This window comes from Pseudomonas jinjuensis (genome assembly GCF_900103845.1).
Taxonomy (GTDB): Bacteria; Pseudomonadota; Gammaproteobacteria; order Pseudomonadales; family Pseudomonadaceae; genus Pseudomonas; species Pseudomonas jinjuensis.
On sequence record NZ_FNIJ01000023.1, the window covers coordinates 14346 to 37566 of the forward strand.

25 protein-coding genes are annotated in these 23221 nt (G+C 67.2%); 10 read left to right on the forward strand and 15 right to left on the reverse strand.

The features are described from left to right. The first annotated feature begins 44 nt into the window (after positions 1-44). The 5 genes from BLR75_RS24450 (at position 45) to BLR75_RS24470 (ending at position 2749) form a co-directional block, all read left to right on the forward strand. The gene (locus BLR75_RS24450; RefSeq protein WP_084314820.1) at positions 45-212 is read left to right on the forward strand and encodes a rubredoxin; all 168 of its coding nucleotides are present in this window, start codon (positions 45-47) and stop codon (positions 210-212) included. Between the two features lie 149 nt (positions 213-361). Next, positions 362-529, forward strand: a complete 168-nt coding sequence (locus BLR75_RS24455) for a rubredoxin (protein WP_084314821.1) — start codon at positions 362-364, stop codon at positions 527-529. A gap of 60 nt (positions 530-589) precedes the next feature. Then, the gene (locus BLR75_RS24460) at positions 590-1744 is read left to right on the forward strand and encodes an NAD(P)/FAD-dependent oxidoreductase (protein ID WP_084314822.1); all 1155 of its coding nucleotides are present in this window, start codon (positions 590-592) and stop codon (positions 1742-1744) included. Between the two features lie 201 nt (positions 1745-1945). After that, positions 1946-2218, forward strand: a complete 273-nt coding sequence (locus tag BLR75_RS24465) for an HU family DNA-binding protein (protein WP_017520695.1) — start codon at positions 1946-1948, stop codon at positions 2216-2218. A gap of 129 nt (positions 2219-2347) precedes the next feature. Further along, positions 2348-2749 carry a helicase gene (locus BLR75_RS24470; protein WP_084314823.1) on the forward strand — a complete coding sequence of 134 codons (402 nt, stop codon included), beginning with the start codon at positions 2348-2350 and terminating at the stop codon, positions 2747-2749. A gap of 157 nt (positions 2750-2906) precedes the next feature. Here the strand turns inward: BLR75_RS24470 and BLR75_RS24475 are convergent, their stop codons facing one another. The 3 genes from BLR75_RS24475 to BLR75_RS24485 all read right to left on the reverse strand — a co-directional run bounded on the left by BLR75_RS24475 (position 2907) and on the right by BLR75_RS24485 (position 7407). Further along, entirely contained in the window at positions 2907-4313 is a 1407-nt protein-coding gene (locus tag BLR75_RS24475; RefSeq protein WP_084314824.1) for an aminoacyl-tRNA deacylase and HDOD domain-containing protein, read from the reverse strand. 89 nt (positions 4314-4402) lie between these two features. Then, the gene (gene recG / locus BLR75_RS24480) at positions 4403-6478 is read right to left on the reverse strand and encodes an ATP-dependent DNA helicase RecG (RefSeq protein ID WP_084314825.1); all 2076 of its coding nucleotides are present in this window, start codon (positions 6476-6478) and stop codon (positions 4403-4405) included. Further along, complete coding sequence (locus BLR75_RS24485) at positions 6475-7407, reverse strand: hydrogen peroxide-inducible genes activator (protein ID WP_084314826.1); 933 nt, start codon at positions 7405-7407, stop codon at positions 6475-6477. The genes recG and BLR75_RS24485 overlap by 4 nt, the downstream gene beginning before the upstream one ends. 97 nt (positions 7408-7504) lie before the next feature. Here BLR75_RS24485 and BLR75_RS24490 point away from each other — a divergent pair, with 97 nt between their 5' ends. After that, positions 7505-8353: an NAD-dependent epimerase/dehydratase family protein gene (locus BLR75_RS24490; protein ID WP_084314827.1), complete on the forward strand. Its 849-nt coding sequence runs from the start codon at positions 7505-7507 to the stop codon at positions 8351-8353. 268 nt (positions 8354-8621) lie between these two features. Here the strand turns inward: BLR75_RS24490 and BLR75_RS24495 are convergent, their stop codons facing one another. From BLR75_RS24495 to BLR75_RS24520, 6 genes are all read right to left on the reverse strand, one after another. Next, positions 8622-9353, reverse strand: a complete 732-nt coding sequence (locus BLR75_RS24495) for a hypothetical protein (protein WP_084314828.1) — start codon at positions 9351-9353, stop codon at positions 8622-8624. Positions 9354-9411: 58 nt separating this feature from the next. Continuing rightward, complete coding sequence (locus BLR75_RS24500) at positions 9412-9792, reverse strand: RidA family protein (RefSeq protein WP_084314829.1); 381 nt, start codon at positions 9790-9792, stop codon at positions 9412-9414. 26 nt (positions 9793-9818) lie between these two features. After that, positions 9819-11927, reverse strand: a complete 2109-nt coding sequence (spoT, locus tag BLR75_RS24505; protein WP_084314830.1) for a bifunctional GTP diphosphokinase/guanosine-3',5'-bis pyrophosphate 3'-pyrophosphohydrolase — start codon at positions 11925-11927, stop codon at positions 9819-9821. A 60-nt stretch (positions 11928-11987) separates the two neighbouring features. Next, positions 11988-12254, reverse strand: coding sequence for a DNA-directed RNA polymerase subunit omega (gene rpoZ, locus BLR75_RS24510; RefSeq protein ID WP_084314831.1), 267 nt, complete (start codon positions 12252-12254; stop codon positions 11988-11990). A gap of 108 nt (positions 12255-12362) precedes the next feature. Then, a complete protein-coding gene (gene gmk / locus BLR75_RS24515; protein WP_084314832.1) occupies positions 12363-12974 on the reverse strand; it encodes a guanylate kinase in 612 nt (203 codons plus the stop codon). Between the two features lie 59 nt (positions 12975-13033). Continuing rightward, complete coding sequence (locus tag BLR75_RS24520; protein WP_084314833.1) at positions 13034-13897, reverse strand: YicC/YloC family endoribonuclease; 864 nt, start codon at positions 13895-13897, stop codon at positions 13034-13036. A 157-nt stretch (positions 13898-14054) separates the two neighbouring features. On the opposite strand from BLR75_RS24520, the gene rph reads away from it, so the two are divergent. Both rph and BLR75_RS24530 read left to right on the forward strand, forming a co-directional pair. Next, entirely contained in the window at positions 14055-14774 is a 720-nt protein-coding gene (rph, locus tag BLR75_RS24525) for a ribonuclease PH (protein ID WP_084314834.1), read from the forward strand. Positions 14775-14796: 22 nt separating this feature from the next. After that, positions 14797-15168 carry a DUF4870 domain-containing protein gene (locus BLR75_RS24530; protein WP_084314835.1) on the forward strand — a complete coding sequence of 124 codons (372 nt, stop codon included), beginning with the start codon at positions 14797-14799 and terminating at the stop codon, positions 15166-15168. Positions 15169-15226: 58 nt separating this feature from the next. Here BLR75_RS24530 and BLR75_RS24535 read toward each other — a convergent pair whose 3' ends face one another. Further along, positions 15227-16006: an exodeoxyribonuclease III gene (locus tag BLR75_RS24535; protein ID WP_084314836.1), complete on the reverse strand. Its 780-nt coding sequence runs from the start codon at positions 16004-16006 to the stop codon at positions 15227-15229. A gap of 82 nt (positions 16007-16088) precedes the next feature. On the opposite strand from BLR75_RS24535, the gene pyrE reads away from it, so the two are divergent. After that, positions 16089-16730, forward strand: a complete 642-nt coding sequence (pyrE, locus tag BLR75_RS24540) for an orotate phosphoribosyltransferase (RefSeq protein ID WP_084314837.1) — start codon at positions 16089-16091, stop codon at positions 16728-16730. Positions 16731-16757: 27 nt separating this feature from the next. Continuing rightward, the gene (locus tag BLR75_RS24545; RefSeq protein ID WP_084314838.1) at positions 16758-17384 is read left to right on the forward strand and encodes a DUF4124 domain-containing protein; all 627 of its coding nucleotides are present in this window, start codon (positions 16758-16760) and stop codon (positions 17382-17384) included. A 3-nt stretch (positions 17385-17387) separates the two neighbouring features. Here BLR75_RS24545 and BLR75_RS24550 read toward each other — a convergent pair whose 3' ends face one another. The 5 genes from BLR75_RS24550 to coaBC all read right to left on the reverse strand — a co-directional run bounded on the left by BLR75_RS24550 (position 17388) and on the right by coaBC (position 23124). After that, positions 17388-17831 (reverse strand): acyl-CoA thioesterase, encoded by a 444-nt coding sequence (locus tag BLR75_RS24550; protein WP_084314839.1) that lies wholly within the window; start codon positions 17829-17831, stop codon positions 17388-17390. A gap of 55 nt (positions 17832-17886) precedes the next feature. Further along, positions 17887-18792, reverse strand: coding sequence for an acetylglutamate kinase (gene argB, locus BLR75_RS24555; RefSeq protein WP_084314840.1), 906 nt, complete (start codon positions 18790-18792; stop codon positions 17887-17889). Positions 18793-18809: 17 nt separating this feature from the next. Continuing rightward, a complete protein-coding gene (algC, locus tag BLR75_RS27425; RefSeq protein WP_371858156.1) occupies positions 18810-20198 on the reverse strand; it encodes a phosphomannomutase/phosphoglucomutase in 1389 nt (462 codons plus the stop codon). Positions 20199-21452: 1254 nt separating this feature from the next. Then, entirely contained in the window at positions 21453-21908 is a 456-nt protein-coding gene (dut, locus tag BLR75_RS24565) for a dUTP diphosphatase (RefSeq protein WP_084314842.1), read from the reverse strand. A gap of 7 nt (positions 21909-21915) precedes the next feature. Beyond that, positions 21916-23124 carry a bifunctional phosphopantothenoylcysteine decarboxylase/phosphopantothenate--cysteine ligase CoaBC gene (gene coaBC, locus BLR75_RS24570; protein WP_084314843.1) on the reverse strand — a complete coding sequence of 403 codons (1209 nt, stop codon included), beginning with the start codon at positions 23122-23124 and terminating at the stop codon, positions 21916-21918. Positions 23125-23221: the final 97 nt, after the last annotated feature.

The window sequence follows — 23221 nt, forward strand, 5'->3', positions numbered from 1 at the left end:
GTTCACGGGGCGAAGATCCCGGCAATATGCAAGGTGGTAGCCCGATGAAGAAATGGCAATGTGTGGTGTGCGGCCTGGTCTACGACGAGGCGCTGGGTTGGCCGGACGAAGGCATCGCCGCCGGTACCCGCTGGGAAGACATCCCTGCGGACTGGCTGTGCCCGGACTGCGGCGTCGGCAAGATGGATTTCGAGATGATCGAAATCAACTGATCGCCTGCCCGACAGCAGCGACGGCGGCCCCTGTAGCCGCCGTTTTCGTTACTGGCTCCGGGCCGGCTGGGGTTCGCCGGAACTGCGCGTTATTCTTCCCCTGAACAGCTCTGTTGCCGGCTCCGCCGGCAGTTCGCGGGAGGATTTCCATGCGCAAGTGGCAATGCGTGGTCTGCGGCTTCGTCTATGACGAGGCTGCCGGCCTGCCGGAGGAAGGCATCGAACCCGGCACCCCCTGGGAGGACATCCCCGCCGACTGGGTCTGCCCGGATTGCGGCGTGGGCAAGATCGACTTCGAGATGATCGAGATTTCCTGATTCCCTTTTCGACCCGGCAGACATGGCCGGACACTCGTTCCGTATCGCCTGGAGAAATCAATGAACGAGACTGCACCGCTGGTGATCGTCGGCACCGGCCTGGCCGGCTACAACCTGGCCCGCGAGTGGCGCAAGCTGGATGGCGAGACGCCGCTGCTGCTGATCACCGCCGACGACGGCCGTTCCTACTCCAAGCCGATGCTCTCCACCGGCTTCGCCCGCAACAAGGATGCCGATGGCCTGGCCCTGGCCGAAGCGGGCGCCATGGCCGAGCAGCTCGACGCGCGGATCTTCACCCATACCCGCGTCACCGCCATCGACCCGGCGAACCGCTGCATCCACATCGGCGAGGAACGGATCGCCTACCGCGACCTGGTGCTCGCCTGGGGCGCCGAGACGATCCGCGTACCGGTGCAGGGCGATGCGGTGGACGCGATCTTCCCGATCAACGACCTGGAGGACTACGCGCGCTTCCGCGCCGCCGCCGACGGCAAGCGTCGCGTGCTGCTGCTGGGCGCCGGGCTGATCGGCTGCGAATTCGCCAACGACCTGTCCAGCGGCGGCTACTCCATCGAGGTGGTGGCGCCCTGCGAGCAGGTCATGCCGGGCCTGCTCCATCCGGCTGCGGCGCGGGCCGTGCAGGCCGGCCTGGAAAGCCTCGGCGTGCGCTTCCACCTCGGGCCGCTGCTGGACAGCCTGGTACGCAGCGGCGATGGCCTGCGGGCGCAGCTTTCCGATGGCAGCCTGATCGACTGCGACCTGGTGGTCTCGGCGGTCGGCCTGCGCCCGCGCATCGCGCTGGCCGCCGCGGCCGGCCTGGAGGTCAACCGCGGCGTCGCGGTGGACCGCTTCCTGCGCACGTCCGACCCGCACATCCACGCCCTTGGCGACTGCGCCGAGGTCGATGGCCTCAACCTGCTCTATGTGATGCCGCTGATGGCCTGTGCGCGGGCGCTGGCGCAGACCCTGGCGGGCAAGCCGACGGCGGTGGGCTACGGGCCGATGCCGGTGACGGTGAAGACCCCGGTGTGCCCGCTGGTGGTGTCGCCGCCGCCCCGCGGCCATGATGGCGAATGGTGCGCCGAAGGCTCTGGCGCGGACCTTCGGGTGCTCTGTCGGGATACCGCCGGTCGACTGGTCGGCTATGCCCTGACCGGCACTGCGGTTGGGGAAAAACTTTCCCTGAACAAGGAGTTACCAGTGCTTCTGGCCTGAATGACAGTCAATCTGGCGGATATGCCTTGGGAAAGGGCCGGCAAATTCGCCAGTGATACTGGCGTGCCAGCCCCGGCCGTGCCATTCTCCTCCGCGTATCCCGCGGCCTAGAGCCTGTAGGGCGCAGGTGGCCGTGGGGGCTTCGGGAGCTGTTGGGAAGACAGCACGGAAACAACAACAACAAACCGTAAAGAGGCACATATGCGCAAACCTGAACTCGCCGCCGCGATCGCCGAAAAGGCCGACCTGACCAAAGAGCAGGCCAACAAGGTATTGAATGCATTGCTGGATGAAATCACCGGCGCGCTGAACCGCAAGGACAGCGTGACCCTGGTAGGTTTCGGCACCTTCGTTCAGCGCCACCGTGGCGCCCGCACCGGCAAGAACCCGCAGACCGGCCAACCGGTCAAGATCAAGGCCAGCAACACCGTCGCCTTCAAGCCGGGCAAGGCCCTCAAGGACGCAGTCAACTGATTCCTTGTGACCCGGGGCCTGAATTGGCTCCGGGTTGTCCTCCCCCGCGATCGCTGCATCCATGGATGTAGTCCCGCCGTCAAATCGCTACAATGCGCAGCCAATTTTCACGAACTTCGAGGTTTGCGCATGAAACTCCGTCTTCTCCTCTGGGTGCTCGGTCGCCGGATGGTCAAGGCCAGCCGTGACAACGCCGCGTTCCGCGAGCAACTGGAGGGCAAGGACCTGGTATTCCAGCTGCACACCCTCGACGGCCGCATCGCCCGTCATTTCATCGTCCGCGACCAGCGCGTGCGTGCCCGCTCCGGCCGTCATCCGCAGCCGGCCTTCGCCATCGGTTTCAGGGACGGCGCTTCCGGCTTCGCCATGATGACCGCGAAGAACCCGCAGCTGTCCTTCATGCAGGGCATCCAGGACAAGAGCATCCAGATCCAGGGCAACCCGGCGCTGGTGATCTGGTTCCAGGGGCTGGTCAAGCATCTCAGGCCACGGAAGAAGAAGGCTGCGGGTGTGGAGAAGAAGGCGGCCTGAGGAGAAGGGCGGGATTCGCCCCGCGCCGGGCCGACTTTTGTAGGAGCGCGCCATGCGCGCGACCTTCATTGCAGAGCGTCGCGGGCATGGCCCGCTCCTACAGGGCCATGGTTCCGTAGGGTGAATAACGCGCCAGCGTTATCCACCGCAGTGCCCATCACCCCTGGGTGTTCAGGTTCAGCACCATCTCGCGCAGCACCGCTTCGGCGTCCAGCACCCGCTGCGCCACTTCGTCGGCCTTGCTGCGGCTGATTTCCAGGCGGTCCAGCAGGGACTGCGGGATTTCGCTGGCCGGGCCGCCGCTGATGCCGCTGTTGCGCAGCAGGCGGGTCGCCAGGCACACCAGGTTGGCGTAGGGCGCGCAGGCGCCGGTGTAGTCCGGGTCGTGCTGGAAGCGCAGGGCGGTGTAGATCTCTTCAGGCATGCCCCAGGCGTGCATCAGCCAGGCGCCGATCTGCTCGCGGGTGATGCCCAGCAGATGTTGCTCGACCAGGCTGTGATCCAGATGCGGATTGACCTCCAGGTGCCGGCAGATCAGCGAGAAGTGCGGCGGGAAGATGTGCGCCAGGACCAGGTAGCCGATGCTGTGCAGCAGGCCGCCAAGGTAGGTCAGGCCGGCTTCCGGGCGCACGCTGCGCGGCATGGCGCGGGTCAGCCCTTCGATCACCGCGGCGCAGTAGATCGCCTGGTGCCAGTAGGGCGTGGCCTTCTGCGGCTGGTCCTTGGGCAGGCTGAGGGTCTTGCCCAGGGCCAGGCCGAGGGCCAGGTTGATCACCAGGTCGAAGCCCAGCACGCGGACGATGGCGTCTTCCACCGAGCGGATCTTGCCGGGCGCCGCGTAGTAGGGCGAAGCGGCCCAGCTCACCACTTGCGCGGCCAGGGCCGGGTCGGTTTCCACCACGTCGGTGATGTCGTCCACCGTGGCGTTGGGGTCGACCCGCAGCTTGATGATCTTCTGCGCGGTCTGCGGCAGCGGCGGAATCTCGATGGTTTCCTCGAGGCGCTGCTGGATGCGCCGGGCGGTAAAGTGGCTCACCGCCTGGGTGATTTCCGCGCGGTCGTCGTCGGGGCGGTCGAAGTTCGGCCGGATCGCCTCCAGCGGCACGCCGAAGCGCGCGGCGCTGGCCTTGTCGAGCAGCTGGCGGAATTCGCCGGTGGCGATTTCCAGCAGGGTGCCGGGCGCGCCGGATTCCACCAGCAGCTGCGGCTCCTGCAGCAGGCGTTCGTCGTACAGGCAGGGCGAGCGGGTCAGCGGCGGCAGGCCGGGCAGGCGGGCGAGGCCATGCCTGCCGAGCATGCGTTCCTGGCGCTCGGGAACCACCGCCACCAGGCTGCGGCCGGTGAGTTCGGCGAGCCGGTTCAGGTCGAGCAACTGGTTCTGCGGGAACAGCACCAGCAGGATGCCGTTGGCGTCTTCCAGCAGGCAGGCCTGGACCCGGCGGGCTAGCGGAAGGGAGGGAGTATCGGCCAGTTCACGGCAGCCGATGCCCAGGCTTGCCAGTAGTTGGAGTATGACCGCGGGGGCTTGAGCCGGGTCGGCGTGGGCAAGTGCGGCATCGCTCATAGGAAGGTTCCGATTTTCGGTGGCTGGCGCGAGTATAACCAGCGGGCGCAGGAATCGGGGCCATCAAACGAAGGCGCAGGCGAAATGCGTCACACCTGGCCGTACTGCTGGCCGTGGCGCAGCCAGCGCTCCAGCAGCGGGCTGACGTGCTGCGGCCAGTGCTCCAGCAGCGCCTGGGCGGCATCGCGCACCGCCGGCAGCAGGTCGGCGTCGCGCATCAGGTCGGCGACCTTGAACTGCAGCAGGCCGGTCTGGCGGGTGCCGAGCATCTCGCCGGGGCCGCGCAGCTCCAGGTCCTTCTCGGCGATGACGAAACCGTCGCAGGTCTCGCGCATGATCGCCAGGCGCTCGCGGCCGATCTGCGACAGCGGCGGGTGGTAGAGCAGCACGCAGTGGCTCGCCGCGCTGCCCCGGCCGACGCGGCCGCGCAACTGGTGCAGTTGCGCGAGGCCGAGGCGCTCCGGGTTCTCGATGATCATCAGGCTGGCGTTGGGCACGTCCACGCCGACCTCGATCACCGTGGTGGCGACCAGCAGCTGCAGCCGTCCTTCCTTGAACTCCAGCATCACCGCGGCCTTTTCCGCCGGCTTCATGCGCCCGTGGATCAGGCCGACGCGCAGTTCGCCGAGGGCGGAGGACAGCTCCTCGAAGGTGGTTTCCGCGGCCTGGCAGGTCAGCTCCTCGGATTCCTCGATCAGCGTGCACACCCAGTAGGCCTGGCGACCTTCCTGGCAGGCGGCGCGGACCCGCTCGATCACCTCGATGCGGCGGCTGTCGGCGACCAGCACGGTATTCACCGGCGTGCGCCCGGGCGGCAGTTCGTCGAGGATCGAGGTGTCGAGGTCGGCGTAGGCGCTCATCGCCAGGGTCCGCGGGATGGGCGTGGCGGTCATGATCAGCTGGTGCGGGCAGAGCCGGCCGTCGACGCCTTTCTGGCGCAGGGCGAGGCGCTGCTGCACGCCGAAGCGGTGCTGTTCGTCGATGATCACCAGGGCCAGGCGCTTGAACTGCACCTCGTCCTGGAACAGCGCATGGGTGCCGACCACCATCGGCACGCCGGCGGCGATCTGCTCCAGCGCGGCGGCGCGGGCCTTGCCCTTGAGCTTGCCGGCCAGCCAGGCGACCTCGATGCCCAGCGGCGCCATCCACTTGCCGAAGTTGATGAAGTGCTGCTCGGCGAGGATCTCGGTGGGCGCCATCAGCGCCACCTGGTAGCCGGCTTCCAGCGCCTGCAGCGCGGCCAGCGCGGCGACCACGGTCTTGCCGGCGCCGACATCGCCCTGCACCAGGCGCAGCATGGGTTCGGGCTGGGCCAGGTCGTAGGCGATCTCGGCGCCGACCCGCTGCTGTGCGCCGGTGGGTTTGAAGCCGAGGTTGGCGAGGAAGCGCTGCGGCAGCGTGCGTGCCGGCGGCAGTTGCGGCGCCTGCTGGGCGCGCAGGCTCTCGCGCAGGCGTTGCAGCGACAGCTGGTGGGTCAGCAGTTCCTCGAAGGCCAGGCGGTGTTGCGCCCAGTGGCGGCCTTCGGCGAGTTCCTCGAGATCGGCGTCCGGCGGCGGCCGGTGCAGGTAGCGGATCGCCTCGTCCAGCGGGCCGAGATGGTAGTCGCGGGCGAGGTCGGCGGGTAGCCAGTCCGGCAGGCTGCGCGGGCCGAGCAGGGCCAGGGTCTGCTCGCTGAGCTGGCGCAGGCGCTGCTGGGTGAGGCCTTCGGTGGTCGGGTAGATCGGCGTCAGGGTCTGTTCCACCGGTGCCGGCGTGGCGTCGTTCAGCGCGCGGTATTCCGGGTGGTAGATCTCCAGTCCGGAGGCGCCCGGGCGCACTTCGCCATAGCAGCGCAGATGGGTGCCGCGCTTGAGGCCGTCCCTCTGCGCCTGGCTGAAGTGGTAGAAGCGCAGGCTGAGGGTGCCGCTGCCGTCCTGCAGGCGCACCAGCAGGCTGCGGCGCTTGCCCATCATCACCTCGGCGCCGCTGACCACGCCCTCGACCACCGCGTCCTGCCCCGGGCGCAAGGCGCCTATGGGTGTGACGCGGGTGCGGTCCTGATAGCGCAGCGGCAGGTGGAAGAGGATGTCCTGCAGGTTCTCCAGGCCGACGCGGGCGAGCTTTTCCTCCAGCGCCGCGCCGACGCCCTTGAGCGCCGTGACCGGGACCTTCGCCAGCTCCGTCATGCCGGTTCGGCTTCACCCTTGACCGTCGGCCGGGCGACCGAGCAGAGGCGGATGGAATCGGCCAGCACCTCGATTGCGCGCGGCCGCGGGAAGCTGGCGCGCCAGGCGACGGCGACGGTGCGGAAGGGCACCGGCGCGGTGAACGGGCGTACGTCGATCACGCCCGGCGCGTAGTGGTGGCTGTCCACCGCGGAGAACGGCAGCACCGAGACGCCGAGCCCGGAGGCGACCATGTGGCGGATGGTTTCCAGCGAGCTGGATTCCACCGTGGTGTGCTTGTGGTCGTCGCCCTTGCGCACGCTCGGGCAGGCTTCCAGCACCTGGTCGCGGAAGCAGTGGCCTTCGCCGAGCAGGAGCAGGCTCTTGTCGTTGAGCAGTTCGGCGTCGATGGTCTGCCTGGCGGTCCAGGGATGGCCGGCCGGCATCAGCACGTAGAAGGGTTCGTCGAACAGCGGCTTGGTCAGCACGTCGGCTTCTTCGAACGGCAGGGCGATGATGATCGCGTCCAGTTCGCCGGTGCGCAGCTTGTCGCGGAGGATGTGGGTGAAGTTCTCCTCGATGTACAGCGGCATCTGCGGCGCGACCTTGTGCAGCTGCGGGATCAGGTGCGGGAACAGGTACGGGCCGATGGTGTAGATGGCGCCGACCTTGAGCGGCGAGGTCAACTGGTTCTTGCCGGCCTGGGCCAGCTCGCGGATGCCCTGGGCCTGCTCCAGCACCTTCTGTGCCTGCGCGACTATGCCTTCGCCCACCGGGGTCAGGCGCACCGCGCTCTTGCTGCGTTCGAAGATCAGCACGCCGAGCTCGTCCTCGAGCTTCTTCACGCCGACCGAGAGGGTCGGCTGGCTGACGTGGCAGCGTTCGGCGGCGCGGCCGAAATGCTGCTCCTGGGCAAGCGTGACGATGTAGCGCAGTTCGGTGAGGGTCATGGCGGCCAATCCGGTTATGTCGGCCAAGCATAGCGGCTGCTCCGCCATGAACCAACTGCGCTAGACTCGGCCGCGACTTTTTTCGGAGTGTGGCGATATGTCCCGAAGTGTGATGATCGTCGGCTGCGGCGATGTTGGCAGCCGTCTCGGCGAGCAACTGGCCGGCAAGGGCTGGACGGTATATGGGCTGCGCCGCGACGTCGGTCGCCTGCCGGCGTCGATCCGCCCGGTGCGGGGCGATCTGGCCGATCCTGCCTGCCCACGGGACTGGCCGCGCAGCGAACTGGATTATCTGGTGTTCAGCGCCGCCGCCAATTCCCACGACGAGGCCGGCTATCGCGCCGCCTATGTCGACGGCCTGCGCCATGCGCTGGGCTGGCTGGCGCAGGCCGGGCAGCGGCCGCAGCGCGTGCTGTTCGTTTCCAGCAGCGGCGTGTATGCGCAGGAGAATGGCGAGTGGGTCGACGAGAACTCGCCCGCCGAGGCCACGCACTTCACCGGCAGCGCGATGCTCGATGCCGAGCGGCTGCTGCTGGGCAGCGGCATTCCCGCCAGCGTGGTGCGCCTGACCGGCATCTACGGCCCCGGCCGCGAATGGCTGCTGAACCAGGTGCGCCAGGGCTATCAGGTGGCCAGCGAGCCGCCGCTGTACGCCAACCGCATCCATGCCGACGACGCGGCCGGGCTGCTGGCCTGCCTGCTCGAGGCGGATGCCCGCGGGGTGGCGCTGGAGGAGTGCTACCTGGGCGTCGACGACGAGCCGGCGGCGCTTTCCGAGGTGGTTGGCTGGCTGCGCGAGCGGCTGGGTGTCAGCCAGGTTTCCGAGCAGCTCATGCGCCGCGCCGGCAGCAAGCGCTGCAGCAACGCCCGCGCCCGGGCGCTGGGCTGGGTGCCGCGCTATCCCGGCTATCGCGAGGGGTATGCGGCGATTCTCGAAGGGAAATGATCCGGGCGGGTGCATCCGCCCTGCGTCAATTGCGCGCTCCTACGCCCCAGAATCCGGTGCGAGGCCGCAGATACCGTGTCTCTACCTGTGGGGGCAGGGCCAGTACGTAGGGTGGATCACGCTCCATCGATCCACCATTCCCGCGTGCCGGAGCCGGGATGGTGGATGGAAAAGCGCCATCCACCCTACGTTTCGCTACCCCCTGTGTTCCGCATAGGACGGGTGAAACCCGCCGGATCTTCATGGGATGGCGGGCCTCCGCCCCAGGTCAATCCCGCTCCAGCAGCCACACCCGCTTGCCCGGCGCGTATTCCGGCATCTCGTCGGCCTGGGCGCGGTTCACCGCTTCGAAGAGTTCCAGCCTGTCGCCGTCGCGCCGGAACAGGTATTCGCGGCCTTGGGCGCCCTGTTGCAGCCAGATGCTGTCGTTGTCGCCACTCATCGCCGCGCAGTCGCCGGCCAGGCACAGGGCGTAGCGGTCGGCGCCGGGCAGGCCTTCGAGGCGGCCGTCGGGCTGGAATTTCACCTGTCCGCCCTGGCCCTGGCCTTCCTCGATGTCCCAGCTGCCTTCCAGGTAGGTGGCGTACAGCGCGCGTTCGAAGGTCGCGCCGGGTGCGGCGTTTTCCGGCGGCTGCCCGGGGTGGGCGAAGCGCTGTTCGGGCCAGTTGTCGCTGCCGACCTGGAGCATTTCCTTGCCGTCCAGCTCCAGGTATTCCTGCTTGCTGCCGTAGAAATCGACCCGCCAGCGCTTGTCGCTTTCCTTGCTCAGCTGGCCTTCGCCCAGTTCGAAGCCGTTGCTGAAGGTGGCTTGCCCGGCTTTCGTATCCAGCTTCCATTCCAGGTTCGGGCCGTAGGCGTCCAGCGCTTCGCGCAGCTTGCCGCCCTTGCCGGCGGCGTCGATGGCGGCCTGGTTGATCCAGATGCCGGACGGATCGGATGGGCTGCCGGCACAGCCGGTCAGCAGGCCGAGCAGGGCGCTCAGCACGAGGGCGCGACGCATGTTTGCTCCTTGCAAAATGAAAACGGGGCCCCGAAGGACCCCGTCATGGTAACGACGCTTATTCCAGGACGACGATGGCGTCCATCTCGACCTGGGCGCCCTTCGGCAGGGCGGCCACGCCGATGGCGGCGCGGGCGGGGTAGGGCTGGGTGAAGTAGCGGCCCATGATCTCGTTGACCTTGGCGAAGTGCGACAGGTCGGTGAGGAAGATGTTCAGCTTGGCCACGTCGTGCAGGTAGCCGCCGGAGGCCTCGATCACCGCCTTGAGGTTCTCGAACACCTGCACGGTCTGTTCCTCGAAGCCCTCGACCAGTTCCATGGTCTTCGGATCCAGCGGGATCTGCCCGGAAACGTAGACGGTGTTGCCGGCCTTGATCGCCTGGGAGTAGGTGCCGATGGCGGCGGGGGCCTTGTCGGTGTGGACGACGGTCTTGCTCATGGAAACTCCTTGTTGGACAGGTGAGGTCAGCTGCGCACGCGGGTGATGCGCAGCACGCCCTTGAGCGCGCGCAGCTTCTTGATGACGCGGGCCAGGTGCACGCGGTCATGCACGCTGACGACCAGCTGGACCACGCTGATGCGGCCATCGCGTTCGTCCATGCCGATCTTCTCGATGTTGCCGTCGGCGGCGTTCACGCTGGTGGCCAGCAGGGCGATCAGGCCGCGCTGGTGTTCCAGTTCGATGCGCAGTTCGACGTTGAATTCCCCGGTGACATCCTTGGCCCAGCTGAGCTGGATGCATTTTTCCGGGTTGTGGCGGAATTCGCTGATGTTCCTGCAGCTTTCCAGGTGCACCACCATGCCCTTGCCGGCGGACAGGTGGCCGACGATCGGGTCGCCCGGGATCGGCGAGCAGCACTTCGCGTAGCTGATCACCAGCCCCTCGGTGCCGCGGATCGCCAGCGGGCCTTCGGCGTTCGGCGTGGCCTCGCTGTCGCTGGCCAGCAGGCGCCGCGCGACCACGTAGGCCATGCGGTTGCCCAGGCCGATCTCTTCCAGCAGGTCCTCGAACACTTCCATGCGGTACTCGGCGAGCACGCCCTGGATGCGCTCCTGCGGGATCTTCTCCAGATGGGTGTCGAAGCCGGCGAGGGTCTTGTTCAGCAGGCGTTCGCCGAGGCTGATCGACTCCGAGCGGCGCTGCAGCTTGAGGGCATGGCGGATGTGCGTGCGCGCCTTGCCGGTGACCACGAAGCTCAGCCAGGCCGGATTCGGCCGGGTGCCCGGCGCGGTGACGATCTCCACCGTCTGGCCGCTCTGCAGCGGTTCCGACAGCGGCGCCAGGCGGCGGTTGATGCGGCAGGCGATGCAGCTGTTGCCGACGTCGGTGTGCACCGCGTAGGCGAAGTCGACCGGCGTGGAGCCTTTCGGCAGCTCCATGATGCGGCCCTTGGGCGTGAAGATGTAGACCTCGTCCGGGAACAGGTCGATCTTCACGTTCTCGATGAATTCCAGCGAGTTGCCGGCGCGCTGCTGCAGTTCCAGCACGCCCTTCACCCACTGGCGGGCGCGGGCGCGGGTGCCCTTGAAGGATTCGTCGTCGGCGGACTTGTACAGCCAGTGCGCGGCGATGCCGTGATTGGCCATCTCTTCCATCTCGCGGGTGCGGATCTGGATCTCGATGGGCACGCCATGCATGCCGAACAGCGTGGTGTGCAGCGACTGGTAGCCGTTGGCCTTGGGAATCGCGATGTAGTCCTTGAAGCGGCCCGGGAACGGCTTGTACAGGCTGTGCACCGCGCCGAGCACGCGATAGCAGGTGTCGGCCTTGTCGACGATGATGCGGAAGGCGTAGACGTCCATGATCTCGTTGAACGCCCGGCGCTTGCCGCGCATCTTCTTGTAGATGCTGTAGAGGTGCTTCTCGCGGCCCAGCACCTGGCCTTCCAGGCCCTCGCGGGCGAGGCAGTTGACCAGCGATTCCTGGATCTTGCCGACGATCTCGCGACGGTTGCCGCGGGCCTTCTTCACCGCCTGGCGGATGCGCTCGGAACGCATCGGGTGCATCGCCTTGAAGCCGAGGTCCTCGAATTCCACGCGCATGCTGTGCATGCCCAGGCGGTTGGCGATGGGGGCGTAGATTTCCAGGGTTTCCTTGGCGATGCGCCGGCGCTTCTCGCCGGACAGCACTTCCAGGGTGCGCATGTTGTGCAGGCGGTCGGCCAGCTTGACCAGGATCACGCGGATGTCGCGCGCCATGGCCATGGCCATCTTCTGGAAGTTCTCGGCCTGCGCCTCGGCCTTGGACTCGAAGTGCATCTGGGTCAGCTTGCTGACCCCGTCGACCAGCTCGGCGACGGTCTCGCCGAACTGCGCGGTGAGCGCTTCCTTGGCGATGCCGGTGTCCTCGATCACGTCGTGCAGCATGGCGGCCATCAGGCTCTGATGGTCCATGTGCATGTCGGCGAGGATGTTGGCGACGGCGAGCGGATGGGTGACGTAGGCCTCGCCGCTGCGGCGGCGCTGGCCATCGTGGGCCTGCTCGGCGTAGTAGTAGGCGCGGCGGACCAGATTGACCTGGTCCGCGGTCAGATAGCTCGACAGCCGATCGGCGAAGGCATCTATGTTCGGCAAGCGATCACCCCCTGCCGAACAGCGGATTGCGGCGCCCCAGGGCGTCGGCCCGGCATCGGCTTACAGGGCCTCGTTGTTGGCCTCGTCTTCGAAGGCGGCGAACAGCGGCTCATCTTCAACCACGTCCTCCTGTTGTACGACTTCATGGTCGACCAGGCCGGAAGCGATCTCGCGCAGCGCGACCACGGTGGGCTTGTCGTTTTCCCAGGCTACTTTCGGCTCCTTGCCGCCGGTAGCCAGCTGACGTGCGCGCTTGGTGGCGAGCATGACCAGCTCGAAACGGTTATCGACGTTGTCCAGGCAGTCTTCGACGGTGACGCGGGCCATGGTGTTCCTCGTAACGAAAATGAAGCCCGGAAATTACCGGGCGGACTGGATAGTCTAAAAAATCGCCAAAATTTATGGAAGTGCCGTTTGCTATACCGACTGTTCCTATCAGCCTAGCAGGCGGCTCAGCAACTCGGTATGCCGCGCCTGCTGGGCGTCCAGGCGCAGCTGGCGGGCGCGGAAGATCGCCTTGAGGTCTTCCAGCGCATGGGCGAAGTCGTCGTTGATCACCAGGTGATCGTATTCGACGTAGTGGCTCATCTCGCTGACGGCTTCGCGCATGCGCCGCTCGATCACCTCGTCGCTGTCCTGGCCGCGGTTGGTCAGGCGCTGGCGCAGGGCGTGCTGGCTCGGCGGCAGGATGAAGATCGACTGCGCCTGGGGCATCAGCCGGCGCACCTGCTGGGCGCCCTGCCAGTCGATCTCGAGGATCAGGTCGTAGCCTTCGGCGAGGGTCTTCTCCAGCCAGCGCTGGGAAGTGCCGTAGAGGTTGCCGAAGACTTCGGCATGTTCGAGGAAGTCGTCGCGCTGCAGCATCGCGGTGAAGGTGTCGCGGCTGACGAAGTGGTAGTTGACCCCGTCCACCTCGCCCGGACGCATGTCGCGGGTGGTGTGGGAGACGGACACGCGCACGCTGGGCATGGCGTCGAGCAGGGCCTTGACCAGGCTGGTCTTGCCGGCACCGGAGGGAGCGGAAACGATGTAGAGGGTGCCGGGCATGGCGACTTTCCTGAAACTTGCGGTGATTGCTGAGAGCCTAGCAGCCGAGGGCCGCAGGCTTATTCGATGTTCTGGACCTGCTCGCGCATCTGCTCGATCAGGACCTTGAGGTTGACCGCCGCCTGGGTCGAGCGCGGGTCGAAGGCCTTGGAGCCGAGGGTGTTGGCCTCGCGGTTGAGTTCCTGCATGAGGAAGTCCAGGCGCCGGCCCGCGGCGCCGCCGGCCTTGAGCACGCGGCGCACCTCGTTGACGTGGGTGGTCAGGCGGTCGAGTTCCTCGGCGACGTCGCTCTTCTGCGCCAGCAGGACCAGCTCCTGTTCCAGGCGCTGCGGGTCGAGCTCGGCCTTCATCTCGGTGAAGCGGTCGAGGATCTTCTGCCGCTGGTTGCCCAGCATTTCCGGCACCAGGGTACGCAGGTTCGCCACTTCCGCGAGGATCGCCGCCAGCCGCTCGTCGATCAGCCGGGCCAGATCGGCGCCTTCGCGGGCGCGGCCGGCCTTGAGTTCGGCCAGCGCCTGGTTGAACGCGGCCAGCGCCTCGGCGTTCAGCGCCTGCGGATCGGCGGCATCGGCCACCAGCACGCCCGGCCAGGCCAGCACGGCGAGCGGGTCCAGTGCGGCCGGCTGCTTGATCAGCGCGGCCACGCTCTCGGCGGCGGCGACCAGCTGCGCGGCGCGCTCGCGGTCGACCTGCAGCGGCTTGCCGGCGTTGTCCTCGCTGAAGCGCAGGGTGCATTCCACCTTGCCGCGCGACAGGCCCTGGCGCAGCGCCTCGCGCACGCTGCCTTCGAGGTCGCGGAAGGCGTCCGGCAGGCGCAGGTTCGGCTCCAGGTAGCGATGATTGACGGAGCGCAGCTCCCAGCTCAGGGTGCCATTGGCACCGGCCCGTTCGACGCGGGCGAATGCGGTCATGCTGTGCACCATGGAGCTACCTCGCTGAATTCAATACAGAAACGGGACGGGAACCGGCGATTGTACCCCAGCCGGACGACCAGCCGCACGCCGACGGTAGTTCCGTAATGCAAGGCGCCTCTATAATGGCGGCCAACCCTCAGTGTCGTCTTACCTACAGGATGCTCCGATGAACCGTCCCAGCGGCCGTGCCGCCGACCAGCTGCGCCCCATCCGTATCACCCGCCACTACACCAAGCATGCCGAAGGTTCGGTGCTGGTCGAATTCGGGGATACCAAGGTGATCTGCACCGTCAGCGCCGAGGCGGGAGTCCCGCGCTTCCTCAAGGGCCAGGGCCAGGGCTGGCTGACCGCCGAGTACGGCATGCTGCCGCGCTCCACCGGCGAGCGTAACCAGCGCGAGGCCAGCCGCGGCAAGCAGGGCGGGCGCACCCTGGAAATCCAGCGCCTGATCGGCCGCTCCCTGCGCGCGGCGCTGGACCTGACCAAGCTCGGCGAGAACACCCTGTACGTCGACTGCGACGTGATCCAGGCCGACGGCGGCACCCGCACCGCCTCGATCACCGGCGCCACCGTGGCGCTGATCGACGCGCTGAGCGTGCTGAAGAAGCGCGGCGCGCTGAAGGGCAATCCGCTCAGGCAACTGGTCGCCGCGGTTTCCGTGGGCATCTACAACGGCGTGCCGGTGCTCGACCTCGACTATATCGAGGACTCCGCCGCGGAAACCGATCTCAACGTGGTGATGACCGACGCCGGCGGCTTCATCGAGGTGCAGGGCACCGCCGAGGGCACGCCCTTCCAGCCCACCGAGCTGAACGCCATGCTGGAACTGGCGCAGCAGGGCCTGCGCGAGCTGTTCGAACTGCAGCGCGCGGCGCTGGCCGACTGAAGCGACCGAACGAGGAGCGGCGATGATCGACGACGCGCAAGTCCCGCAGACGCAACCGAGCCAGACGGCGCGGCAATGGGCGATGTTCTGCCACTTCGCCGCCTTCCTCGGCCTGGTGTTCCCCTTCGGCAACCTGCTCGGCCCGCTGATCGTCTGGCAGGTCAAGCGCGAGGCCGATCCCTACATCGACCAGCAGGGCAAGGAGGCGGTGAACTTCCAGATCACCGTCACCCTGGCCATGCTGGTGAGCTGCCTGCTGATGCTGGTGCTGGTCGGCTTCCTGCTGCTGGCGCTGGTCGGCGCCGGCGCGCTGGTGCTGACCATCATCGCCGGGATCAAGGCCAACGACGGCGTGGCCTACCGCTACCCGTTCACCTGGAGGGCGCTCAAATAGGCGTGCCGCGGGAATGAAAAAGCCGGCTTGCGAGCCGGCTTTTTTCTGCGCGACGAACTCAGATGCTCAGCGTCCAGTCGTAATCGACGATCAGCGGCGCATGCTGGGAGAAGCGCGGCTGCCGCGGCAGCTTGGCGTTGCGCACGAAGCGGCGCAGACCCGGCGTCAGCACCTGGTAGTCGAAGCGCCAGCCGAGGTTGAGCATCTCGGCCTGCTCGCTGTCCGGCCACCAGCTGTACTGGTCGCCTTCGCGGCTGACTTCGCGCAGGGCATCGACGTAGCCCATGGTGCCGAAGATCTCGTCCATCCAGCCGCGTTCCGGCGCCATGAAGCCGGGCATCTGCTGGCAGTCGCGCCAGTTCTTCACGTCCAGCTTCTGGTGGGCGACGTACAGCGACCCGCAGTAGATGTATTCGCGACGCTTGCGCCGCTGCTTGTTCAGGTACTGGGCGAAATCGTCCATGAACTTGAACTTCTGGTTCAGGTTCTCATCCCCGGCCTGCCCGGTAGGCAGGAGGAGAGCGGCGATACTCACCTTGTCGAAATCGGCTTGCAGGTAGCGCCCGTAACGATCGGCCGTCTCGAAGCCCAGGCCGCTTATGACGGCCTTGGGTTGCAGACGGCTATAGATTGCGACACCACCCTGGCTGGGTACTTCGGCGTCGCAGGCGTACAGGAAGTAGCCATCCAGCTGGTAGGACGGTTCATCCAGATCGAAAGCGGAGGCGCGGGTATCCTGCAAGCAGATCACGTCGGCATTCTGGGCTTGCAGCCAGCTGAGAAGTCCCCGCTCGGCTGCAGCCTGAATACCATTCACGTTCACACTGATGATCCGCATAAATGGCCCCCAAAATCACGTGTGTGTATGATACCCGAGCTCAAACGGTTTAGCTAAATTCATACCGGCCGGTTCTATCCCCATGCAGGCATATCAACGCGAATTCATTCGTTTCGCCATCGAGCGCGGTGTTCTGCGCTTCGGCGAATTCACTCTCAAGTCCGGGCGCACCAGCCCCTACTTCTTCAATGCCGGCCTGTTCAACACGGGCCTCGCGCTGGCGCAGCTGGGACGCTTCTACGCTTCCGCTATCGTCGACAGCGGCATTTCCTTCGACGTGCTGTTCGGCCCCGCCTACAAGGGCATTCCGCTGGCGGCCACCACAGCCGTGGCGCTGGCCGAGCAGCATGGCCGCGACGTGCCCTGGTGCTTCAACCGCAAGGAAGCCAAGGACCATGGCGAAGGCGGCACCCTGGTCGGCTCGCCGCTGCAGGGCGACGTGCTGATCATCGATGACGTGATCACCGCCGGCACCGCGATCCGCGAAGTCATGCAGATCATCGACGCGCAGGGCGCCAAGGCCGCCGGCGTGCTGATCGCGCTGAACCGCCAGGAGCGCGGCAAGGGCGAGCTGTCGGCGATCCAGGAAGTCGAACGCGACTTCGGCATGCCGGTGGTGAGTATCGTGTCGCTGGAGCAGGTGCTTGAATATCTGGCAGGCGATGCCGAGCTGAAGCGCCACCTGCCGGCGGTGGAAGCCTATCGCGCGCAGTACGGCATCTAATCGCAACCGGGACAGGGGTGTCTGGGCATGGTCAAGCGGGGTGCTTTCGGTTACCGGTTCTGGCTGGGCCTGCTGGGCTCCGGCCTGACCTGCGCTGCGCTCGCCGCCGGTCCGGCTGCCAGTGGCCCTGTCGAGCTGTACCGCTACGTCAATGACAAGGGCGTGACCGTCATCGACCGCCTCGGCGTGCCGCCGCAGTACATCGGCAAGGGCTACGAGGTGCTCAACGAGCAGGGGCGGGTGATCCGCACCGTGCCGCCGGCGCCCACCGCGGAAGAGCGCGCCCGGCGCAAGGCCGAGGCCGCCCAGGCCAGTACCGATGCACAACTGCTGCGGCTGTACACCAGCGTCGAGGACGTCGACCGCGCCCGCGAGCGCAAGCTGTCCGAGCTGGATGGCCTGAGCAGCGTCGCCCGCGGCAACCTGCAATCGGTGAAGACCCAGCAGGTCAACCTGCAGTCCCAGGCCGCCGAACAGGAACGCGCCGGACGGCAGGTGCCGGATCAGTTGATCGACCAGCTGAACAGCCTGAAGTCGGAAGAGAAGCGCCTGTTGCAGGACATCCAGCACTACCAGCGCTTGCGCACCCGGACCAGCGCGTCCTTCGATGCCGATCGCGCACGCCTGGTGCAACTGCTCGGCGAGTCGCGCTGAGCCTCACCCGGCCGGCAGGTTCTTCTCGAAAGATTCGATGCGCGTGCGCAGCCATTCCGGCAGGAGCTGGCTGCGGCGGCCCTCGCCGGCATACGCATAGACCAGTTCGCCGCGCGTCAGCGACTGTTCCTCGCACCAGATGCCGATCTCGAAGGTCATGCTGCTGCGGCCCAGGCGGGCTACCCGCACGCCGATCTCCAGCCAGTCGTCGTAGCGCGCCGGGGCCAGGTATTCGAGGGTGGTCTTCACCGCGAACAGGTCGCCGCCGCCGCGCAGCAGGTCGGCCGGATAGCGGATGTCCAGGTGCCGGTAGTATTCGGTGGTGGCTACGTCGGCGTAGCTCAGGTAGTTGCCGTTGAAGACGATCCCTTGCGGATCGACCTCCGACCAGCGCACGCGCAGGCCGTGGAAGAAAGCGAAATCGCTGCGTTGCGGAACGGACGTCATGCTCGCCTCCGGAAGAGACCGGCCGCCACGGCGCGGGGCCGTGGCGGCTGGCGGATCAGCGCTGCTTGCGGTTGCTGATCAGGGTGCCGACGCCGCTGTCGGTGAATATCTCCAGCAGCACGGCATTCGGCACGCGGCCGTCGATGATGTGCGCGCTGGTCACGCCGCCCTGCACTGATTCGAGGGCGCAGCGGATCTTCGGCAGCATGCCGCCGTAGATGGTGCCGTCGGCGATCAGCGCGTCGACCTGCTCGGTGGTCAGGCCGGTGAGCACTTCGCCCTGCTTGTCCATCAGGCCGGCGATGTTGGTCAGCAGCATCAGCTTCTCGGCCCTCAGCGCCTCGGCCACCTTGCCGGCCACCAGATCGGCGTTGATGTTGTAGGACTCGCCGTCCGGACCGACGCCGATCGGCGCGATCACCGGGATGAAGTCGCCCTGCACCAGCATGTTCAGCAGCTCGACGTTGACCCCGGTGACTTCGCCGACATGGCCGATGTCGATGATTTCCGGCTTGGTCATCTCCGGCGTCTGGCGGGTGACGGTGAGCTTCTTCGCGCGGATCAGCTCGGCGTCCTTGCCGGTCAGGCCGATGGCGCTGCCGCCGTGACGGTTGATCAGGTTGACGATGTCCTTGTTGACCAGGCCGCCGAGGACCATCTCGACCACGTCCATGGTCTGCGCATCGGTGACGCGCATGCCGTCGATGAAGTGGCTCTCGATGGACAGGCGCTTGAGCAGGTCGCCGATCTGCGGACCGCCACCGTGCACCACCACCGGATTGATGCCGACCGCCTTCATCAGGACGATGTCGCGGGCGAAGCTGTTCTTCAGCTCGTCGGTCTCCATGGCGTTGCCGCCGTACTTGATGACCAGCGTCTTGCCGACGAAGCGGCGGATGTAGGGCAGGGCTTCGGCAAGGACTCGGGCTACCTGGGCGGCGTCGTCGCGGCTCTGGTGCATGGTGGACTCCGGCATGATCAGAAGGGAATGGTCAGGGCGGGATCTACCGCCTTCAGTTGGTTACGGAACACATCCTTGATGCGCTCCAGCTCGGCTTCGGAGTCGGCTTCGAAGCGCAGCACCAGCACCGGCGTGGTGTTGGAGGCGCGGACCAGGCCCCAGCCTTTCGGGTAATCGACACGCACGCCATCGAGAGTGGTCAGGTTGGCGTCGCCCCACTGGCCGTCGCGCTGCAGCGCTTCGATCAGGGCGAACTTGCTCTCGTCGGTGACGGTGATGTTGATCTCCGGAGTGGAGACGTCCAGCGGGAAGGCCGAGAACACATGTTCGCTGTCGCGATCGTCGAGGCTGATGATCTCCAGCAGACGGGCGGCGCTGTAGATGCCGTCGTCGAAGCCGAACCAGCGCTCCTTGAAGAAGATGTGGCCGCTCATCTCGCCGGCCAGCAGCGCGCCGGTTTCCTTCATCTTCTTCTTGATCAGCGAGTGGCCGGTCTTCCACATCACCGGGCGGCCGCCGTAGCCGCTGATCAGCGAGATCAGGCGGCGGGTGCACTTGACGTCGAAGATGATGTCGGCGCCCGGATTGCGCGAGACCACGTCCTTGGCGAACAGCATCAGCAGGCGGTCCGGGTAGATGATGGTGCCTTCGTTGGTCACCACGCCGACGCGGTCGCCGTCGCCGTCGAAGGCCAGGCCGAGGTCGGCACCAGTCTCGCGGACCTTGGCGATCAGGTCTTCCAGGTTCTCCGGCTTGCCCGGGTCCGGATGGTGGTTGGGGAAGGTGCCGTCGACGTCGCAGAACAGCGGGATGACTTCGCAGCCGAGGGCCTCGATCAGTTGCGGGGCGATCACGCCGGCGACGCCGTTGCCGCAATCGACCACCACCTTCAGGCGCTTGGCCAGGGCGACGTCATCGCGGATCTGCTCGAAGTAGCGCGGCAGGATGTCGAGCTGGCGCACGCTGCCGACGCCGCTGGCGAGGTCGTTGCTTTCGATGCGGGTGCGCAGCGCCTGGATCTGCTCGTTGGCCAGGGTCTCGCCGGCGACCATGATCTTGAAGCCGTTGTAGTCCGGCGGGTTGTGGCTGCCGGTGAGCATCACGCCGGATTTGCCCTCGAGGACGTTGGCCGCGTAGTAAAGCACCGGGGTCGGCACCATGCCGACGTCGGTGACCTGGCAGCCGCAATCCAGCAGGCCCTGGATCAGCTGCTGCACCAGTTCCGGACCGGACAGGCGGCCGTCGCGGCCCACGGATACGTTGGGCTCGCCCCGGGCCAGGCTTTCCGAGCCGATGGCGCGGCCGACCCAGTAGGCGGTCTCGGCGGTCAGGGTATCGCCAACCACGCCGCGGATGTCGTAGGCGCGGAAGATGCTGGCGGGCAGTTGCGGGGCTTTCGTGCTCATAGCGGGGTTTCGCTCCAATCCCAGGAGATCCTGGTCTTCATCAAGAAAGTCGATGTCCAGAATGTCGGTGTTCTGGAACAGCGGATCGACCAGCTCCGTTCCGGCCGGGGCCGGAGTGCTGACGGCAGCCGCGGCCGGAGCGGCGGGAGCGGGGGCAGCGGGGCTGGGTGTTTCGTTCTTGCGGCGGGTCTGGCGAACCAGCGCCTGAACCACGCCTTGCAGGGGTGCCAGGCTCAGTTCAGGAGTTTTGGCAGCCCTCGGGCCGCCGAGTTCCTGAACGTATTGCGTCAGCTCCTGGGCATCCTGGCGCAGGCGGCGCTGCAGCCCGCCGTGCGCCAGGTAGACCCCGAGCAGGCCGCCGGCCAGCGCCAGCAGCGCGGCGATGCCGAGCAGCGTCGGCGAGTAGAGCGGCGCGGTCAGGGCGGGGCCGGGGGTGAAGCTGAGTTTCCAGTGCGGATTGCCGCTGGCCAGGAGCAGCGGCTGGCCGTCGTCGGCCTGGCCGGATTTCAGCAGCGTCTGCGCCGGGTTGTTGCCGAACTGCTGGGCAAGCAGCAGCTGGCCGACTTCCTGCGGCATGGGCGGCAGGGCGCCGAGGAAGCGCTGCAGGTCGAACACCAGCAGCAGGGTGCCATGCACGCGGTTGTCCGGGCCGCGCAGGGCGGCGGGGCTGTAGAGCAGCCAGCGCTGGCCGAGCCTGTAGGCCTCGGGGCTGACTTCCTGGCCGTTCTCCAGGCGGTTCAGCATGTCCAGCGCGGCATAGTTCAGCGGGCCGGGCCGCTGGTTGTCCTGGCTGGCCTGGCCGTTGGCGTTCAGGTGGACGTCCAGCAGGCCGCTCAGCGGCCATTGCGCCTCGGCCTTCTCCAGGCTGCGGATGCGTGCCGGGTCGTTGGCCTGCACGGCCTGCAGCAGTTCGGGATTGTCGGCCATGCCGCGGGTGTCGGCGGCCAGGTGGGTCAGTGCCTGGCGCAGCGCGCCGGACTGGCTTTCGGCCCAGGCGCCGGTGAGCTGCTGGCGGTGCATCTGCTCGGCGCTGCCGAACAGGCTGAACCACAGCAGCGCGCCGGCCGCGCCGATGCCGAGCAGCGCCACGGCCACGCCGGGCAGCAGGGCGCTGGAGGAGCGCGAGGCAGGAGCGGCATGGCCATTGCCATTGCCGTTGTGCGGCATCGCGACCGGTGGCAGGTCGTCATCCTTGGCAGTGCGTTGGAAAAGTCTCATGCAACGTCTCCTCGGCGATTCATCCTGAAGTCGGCGTCAGTGGCTGCCCGAATGCCCGAAACCACCGGCGCCGCGCTGGCTTTCGTCGAAGCTGTCGACCAGCTCGAAATGCGCCTGCACCACCGGCACCAGAACCAGCTGGGCGATGCGCTCGCCGACGGCGATGGTGAACGGGGTCTGGCCGCGGTTCCAGCAGGACACCATCAGCTCGCCCTGGTAGTCCGAGTCGATCAGCCCGACCAGGTTGCCCAGCACCACGCCGTGCTTGTGGCCCAGGCCGGAGCGCGGCAGGACCAGCGCGGCCAGGTTCGGGTCGGCGATATGGATGGACAGGCCGGTGGGGATCAGCAGGGTCTGGCCCGGCTCGAGGACGGTGTCCTCCTTGAGCATGGCGCGCAGGTCGAGGCCGGCGGAGCCGGGCGTGGCGTACTGCGGCAGGGGGAATTCCGCGCCGATGCGCGGATCGAGGATCTTGGCTTGCAGTGAATGCATCGGGTTCTCAGTGCTGTTGGCGGCGTTCGGCGATGAAGGCGATCAGCTGGCGGGCGATCTTGCCCTTGCTGGTCTGGGCGAAGCTGGTTTCGTGCAGCTCGCGGTCGATCACGGTGATCGCGTTCTCTTCGCTATTGAAGCCGATCGAGGGGTTGGCCACGTCGTTGGCGACGATCAGGTCGAGGTTCTTGTCCTTCAGCTTGCGCGCGGCGTACTGCAGGAGGTTCTCGGTTTCCGCGGCGAAGCCGACGCTGAATGGCCGGTCGCTGCGCTGCGCCAGGGTGGCGAGGATGTCCGGGTTGCGCACCAGCTGCAGCAGCAGGCCGTCGCCGGTGGTGGGGTCCTTCTTCAGCTTCTGCTCGGCGATCACTTCCGGGCGGTAGTCGGCGACGGCGGCGGCGGCGATGAGGATGTCGGCCGGCATCGCGGCCTCGCAGGCGGCGAGCATGTCGCGGGCGCTGACCACGTCGACGCGGGCGACCCGGTCCGGCGTCGGCAGGTGCACCGGGCCGGTCACCAGGGTCACGCGGGCGCCGGCTTCGGCGGCGGCCTCGGCGAGGGCGAAGCCCATCTTGCCGGAGCTGTGGTTGGTGATGTAGCGCACCGGATCGATGTTTTCCTGGGTCGGGCCGGCGGTGATCAGGATGTGCTGGCCGGTCAGGCTCTGGAACTGGAAGCAGTCGGCGGCCCGCTGGGCCAGCTCCTCTGCCTCCAGCATGCGCCCCGGACCGACGTCGCCGCAGGCCTGGCTGCCGGCAGCGGGACCGAAGAAGTGCATGCCGCGGCCGCGCAGCAGCTCGGCGTTGGACTGGGTGGCCGGGTCGCGCCACATCGCCTGGTTCATCGCCGGGGCGAGGGCGACCTGGGCGTCGGTGGCCAGCACCAGGGTGGTCAGCAGGTCGTTGGCGATGCCCTGGGCCAGGCGCGCCATGACGTCGGCGGTGGCCGGGGCGATCAGCACCAGGTCGGCCCAGCGGGCCAGTTCGATGTGGCCCATGGCCGCTTCGGCGGCGGGGTCGAGCAGGTCCATGTGCACCGGGTGGCCGGACAGGGCCTGCATGGTCAGGGGAGTGATGAATTCACGCCCGCCCTGGGTCATCACGACGCGGACTTCGGCGCCCAGGTCGCGCAGGCGGCGGACCAGTTCGGCGCTCTTGTAGGCGGCGATACCGCCACCCACACCCAGGACGATGCGTTTCTTGTACAGCCGCAGCATAGGCCTGCCTTAATCAGAAATTGGACGACACGCGAAAACCTGGCGATGTTGCGTCAAAGATGGCCTGGATGCTGTTAGACAAACGTAAACGCCGCGC

Coding starts and splice junctions, on each gene's coding strand:
- BLR75_RS24450 (WP_084314820.1), top strand. CDS start 45: ATGAAGAAATGGCAATGTGTGGTGTGCGGCCTGGTCTACGACGAGGCG.
- BLR75_RS24455 (WP_084314821.1), top strand. CDS start 362: ATGCGCAAGTGGCAATGCGTGGTCTGCGGCTTCGTCTATGACGAGGCT.
- BLR75_RS24460 (WP_084314822.1), top strand. CDS start 590: ATGAACGAGACTGCACCGCTGGTGATCGTCGGCACCGGCCTGGCCGGC.
- BLR75_RS24465 (WP_017520695.1), top strand. CDS start 1,946: ATGCGCAAACCTGAACTCGCCGCCGCGATCGCCGAAAAGGCCGACCTG.
- BLR75_RS24470 (WP_084314823.1), top strand. CDS start 2,348: ATGAAACTCCGTCTTCTCCTCTGGGTGCTCGGTCGCCGGATGGTCAAG.
- BLR75_RS24475 (WP_084314824.1), bottom strand. CDS start 4,313: ATGAGCGATGCCGCACTTGCCCACGCCGACCCGGCTCAAGCCCCCGCG.
- recG (WP_084314825.1), bottom strand. CDS start 6,478: ATGACGGAGCTGGCGAAGGTCCCGGTCACGGCGCTCAAGGGCGTCGGC.
- BLR75_RS24485 (WP_084314826.1), bottom strand. CDS start 7,407: ATGACCCTCACCGAACTGCGCTACATCGTCACGCTTGCCCAGGAGCAG.
- BLR75_RS24490 (WP_084314827.1), top strand. CDS start 7,505: ATGTCCCGAAGTGTGATGATCGTCGGCTGCGGCGATGTTGGCAGCCGT.
- BLR75_RS24495 (WP_084314828.1), bottom strand. CDS start 9,353: ATGCGTCGCGCCCTCGTGCTGAGCGCCCTGCTCGGCCTGCTGACCGGC.
- BLR75_RS24500 (WP_084314829.1), bottom strand. CDS start 9,792: ATGAGCAAGACCGTCGTCCACACCGACAAGGCCCCCGCCGCCATCGGC.
- rpoZ (WP_084314831.1), bottom strand. CDS start 12,254: ATGGCCCGCGTCACCGTCGAAGACTGCCTGGACAACGTCGATAACCGT.
- gmk (WP_084314832.1), bottom strand. CDS start 12,974: ATGCCCGGCACCCTCTACATCGTTTCCGCTCCCTCCGGTGCCGGCAAG.
- BLR75_RS24520 (WP_084314833.1), bottom strand. CDS start 13,897: ATGGTGCACAGCATGACCGCATTCGCCCGCGTCGAACGGGCCGGTGCC.
- rph (WP_084314834.1), top strand. CDS start 14,055: ATGAACCGTCCCAGCGGCCGTGCCGCCGACCAGCTGCGCCCCATCCGT.
- BLR75_RS24530 (WP_084314835.1), top strand. CDS start 14,797: ATGATCGACGACGCGCAAGTCCCGCAGACGCAACCGAGCCAGACGGCG.
- BLR75_RS24535 (WP_084314836.1), bottom strand. CDS start 16,006: ATGCGGATCATCAGTGTGAACGTGAATGGTATTCAGGCTGCAGCCGAG.
- pyrE (WP_084314837.1), top strand. CDS start 16,089: ATGCAGGCATATCAACGCGAATTCATTCGTTTCGCCATCGAGCGCGGT.
- BLR75_RS24545 (WP_084314838.1), top strand. CDS start 16,758: ATGGTCAAGCGGGGTGCTTTCGGTTACCGGTTCTGGCTGGGCCTGCTG.
- BLR75_RS24550 (WP_084314839.1), bottom strand. CDS start 17,831: ATGACGTCCGTTCCGCAACGCAGCGATTTCGCTTTCTTCCACGGCCTG.
- argB (WP_084314840.1), bottom strand. CDS start 18,792: ATGCACCAGAGCCGCGACGACGCCGCCCAGGTAGCCCGAGTCCTTGCC.
- algC (WP_371858156.1), bottom strand. CDS start 20,198: ATGAGCACGAAAGCCCCGCAACTGCCCGCCAGCATCTTCCGCGCCTAC.
- dut (WP_084314842.1), bottom strand. CDS start 21,908: ATGCATTCACTGCAAGCCAAGATCCTCGATCCGCGCATCGGCGCGGAA.
- coaBC (WP_084314843.1), bottom strand. CDS start 23,124: ATGCTGCGGCTGTACAAGAAACGCATCGTCCTGGGTGTGGGTGGCGGT.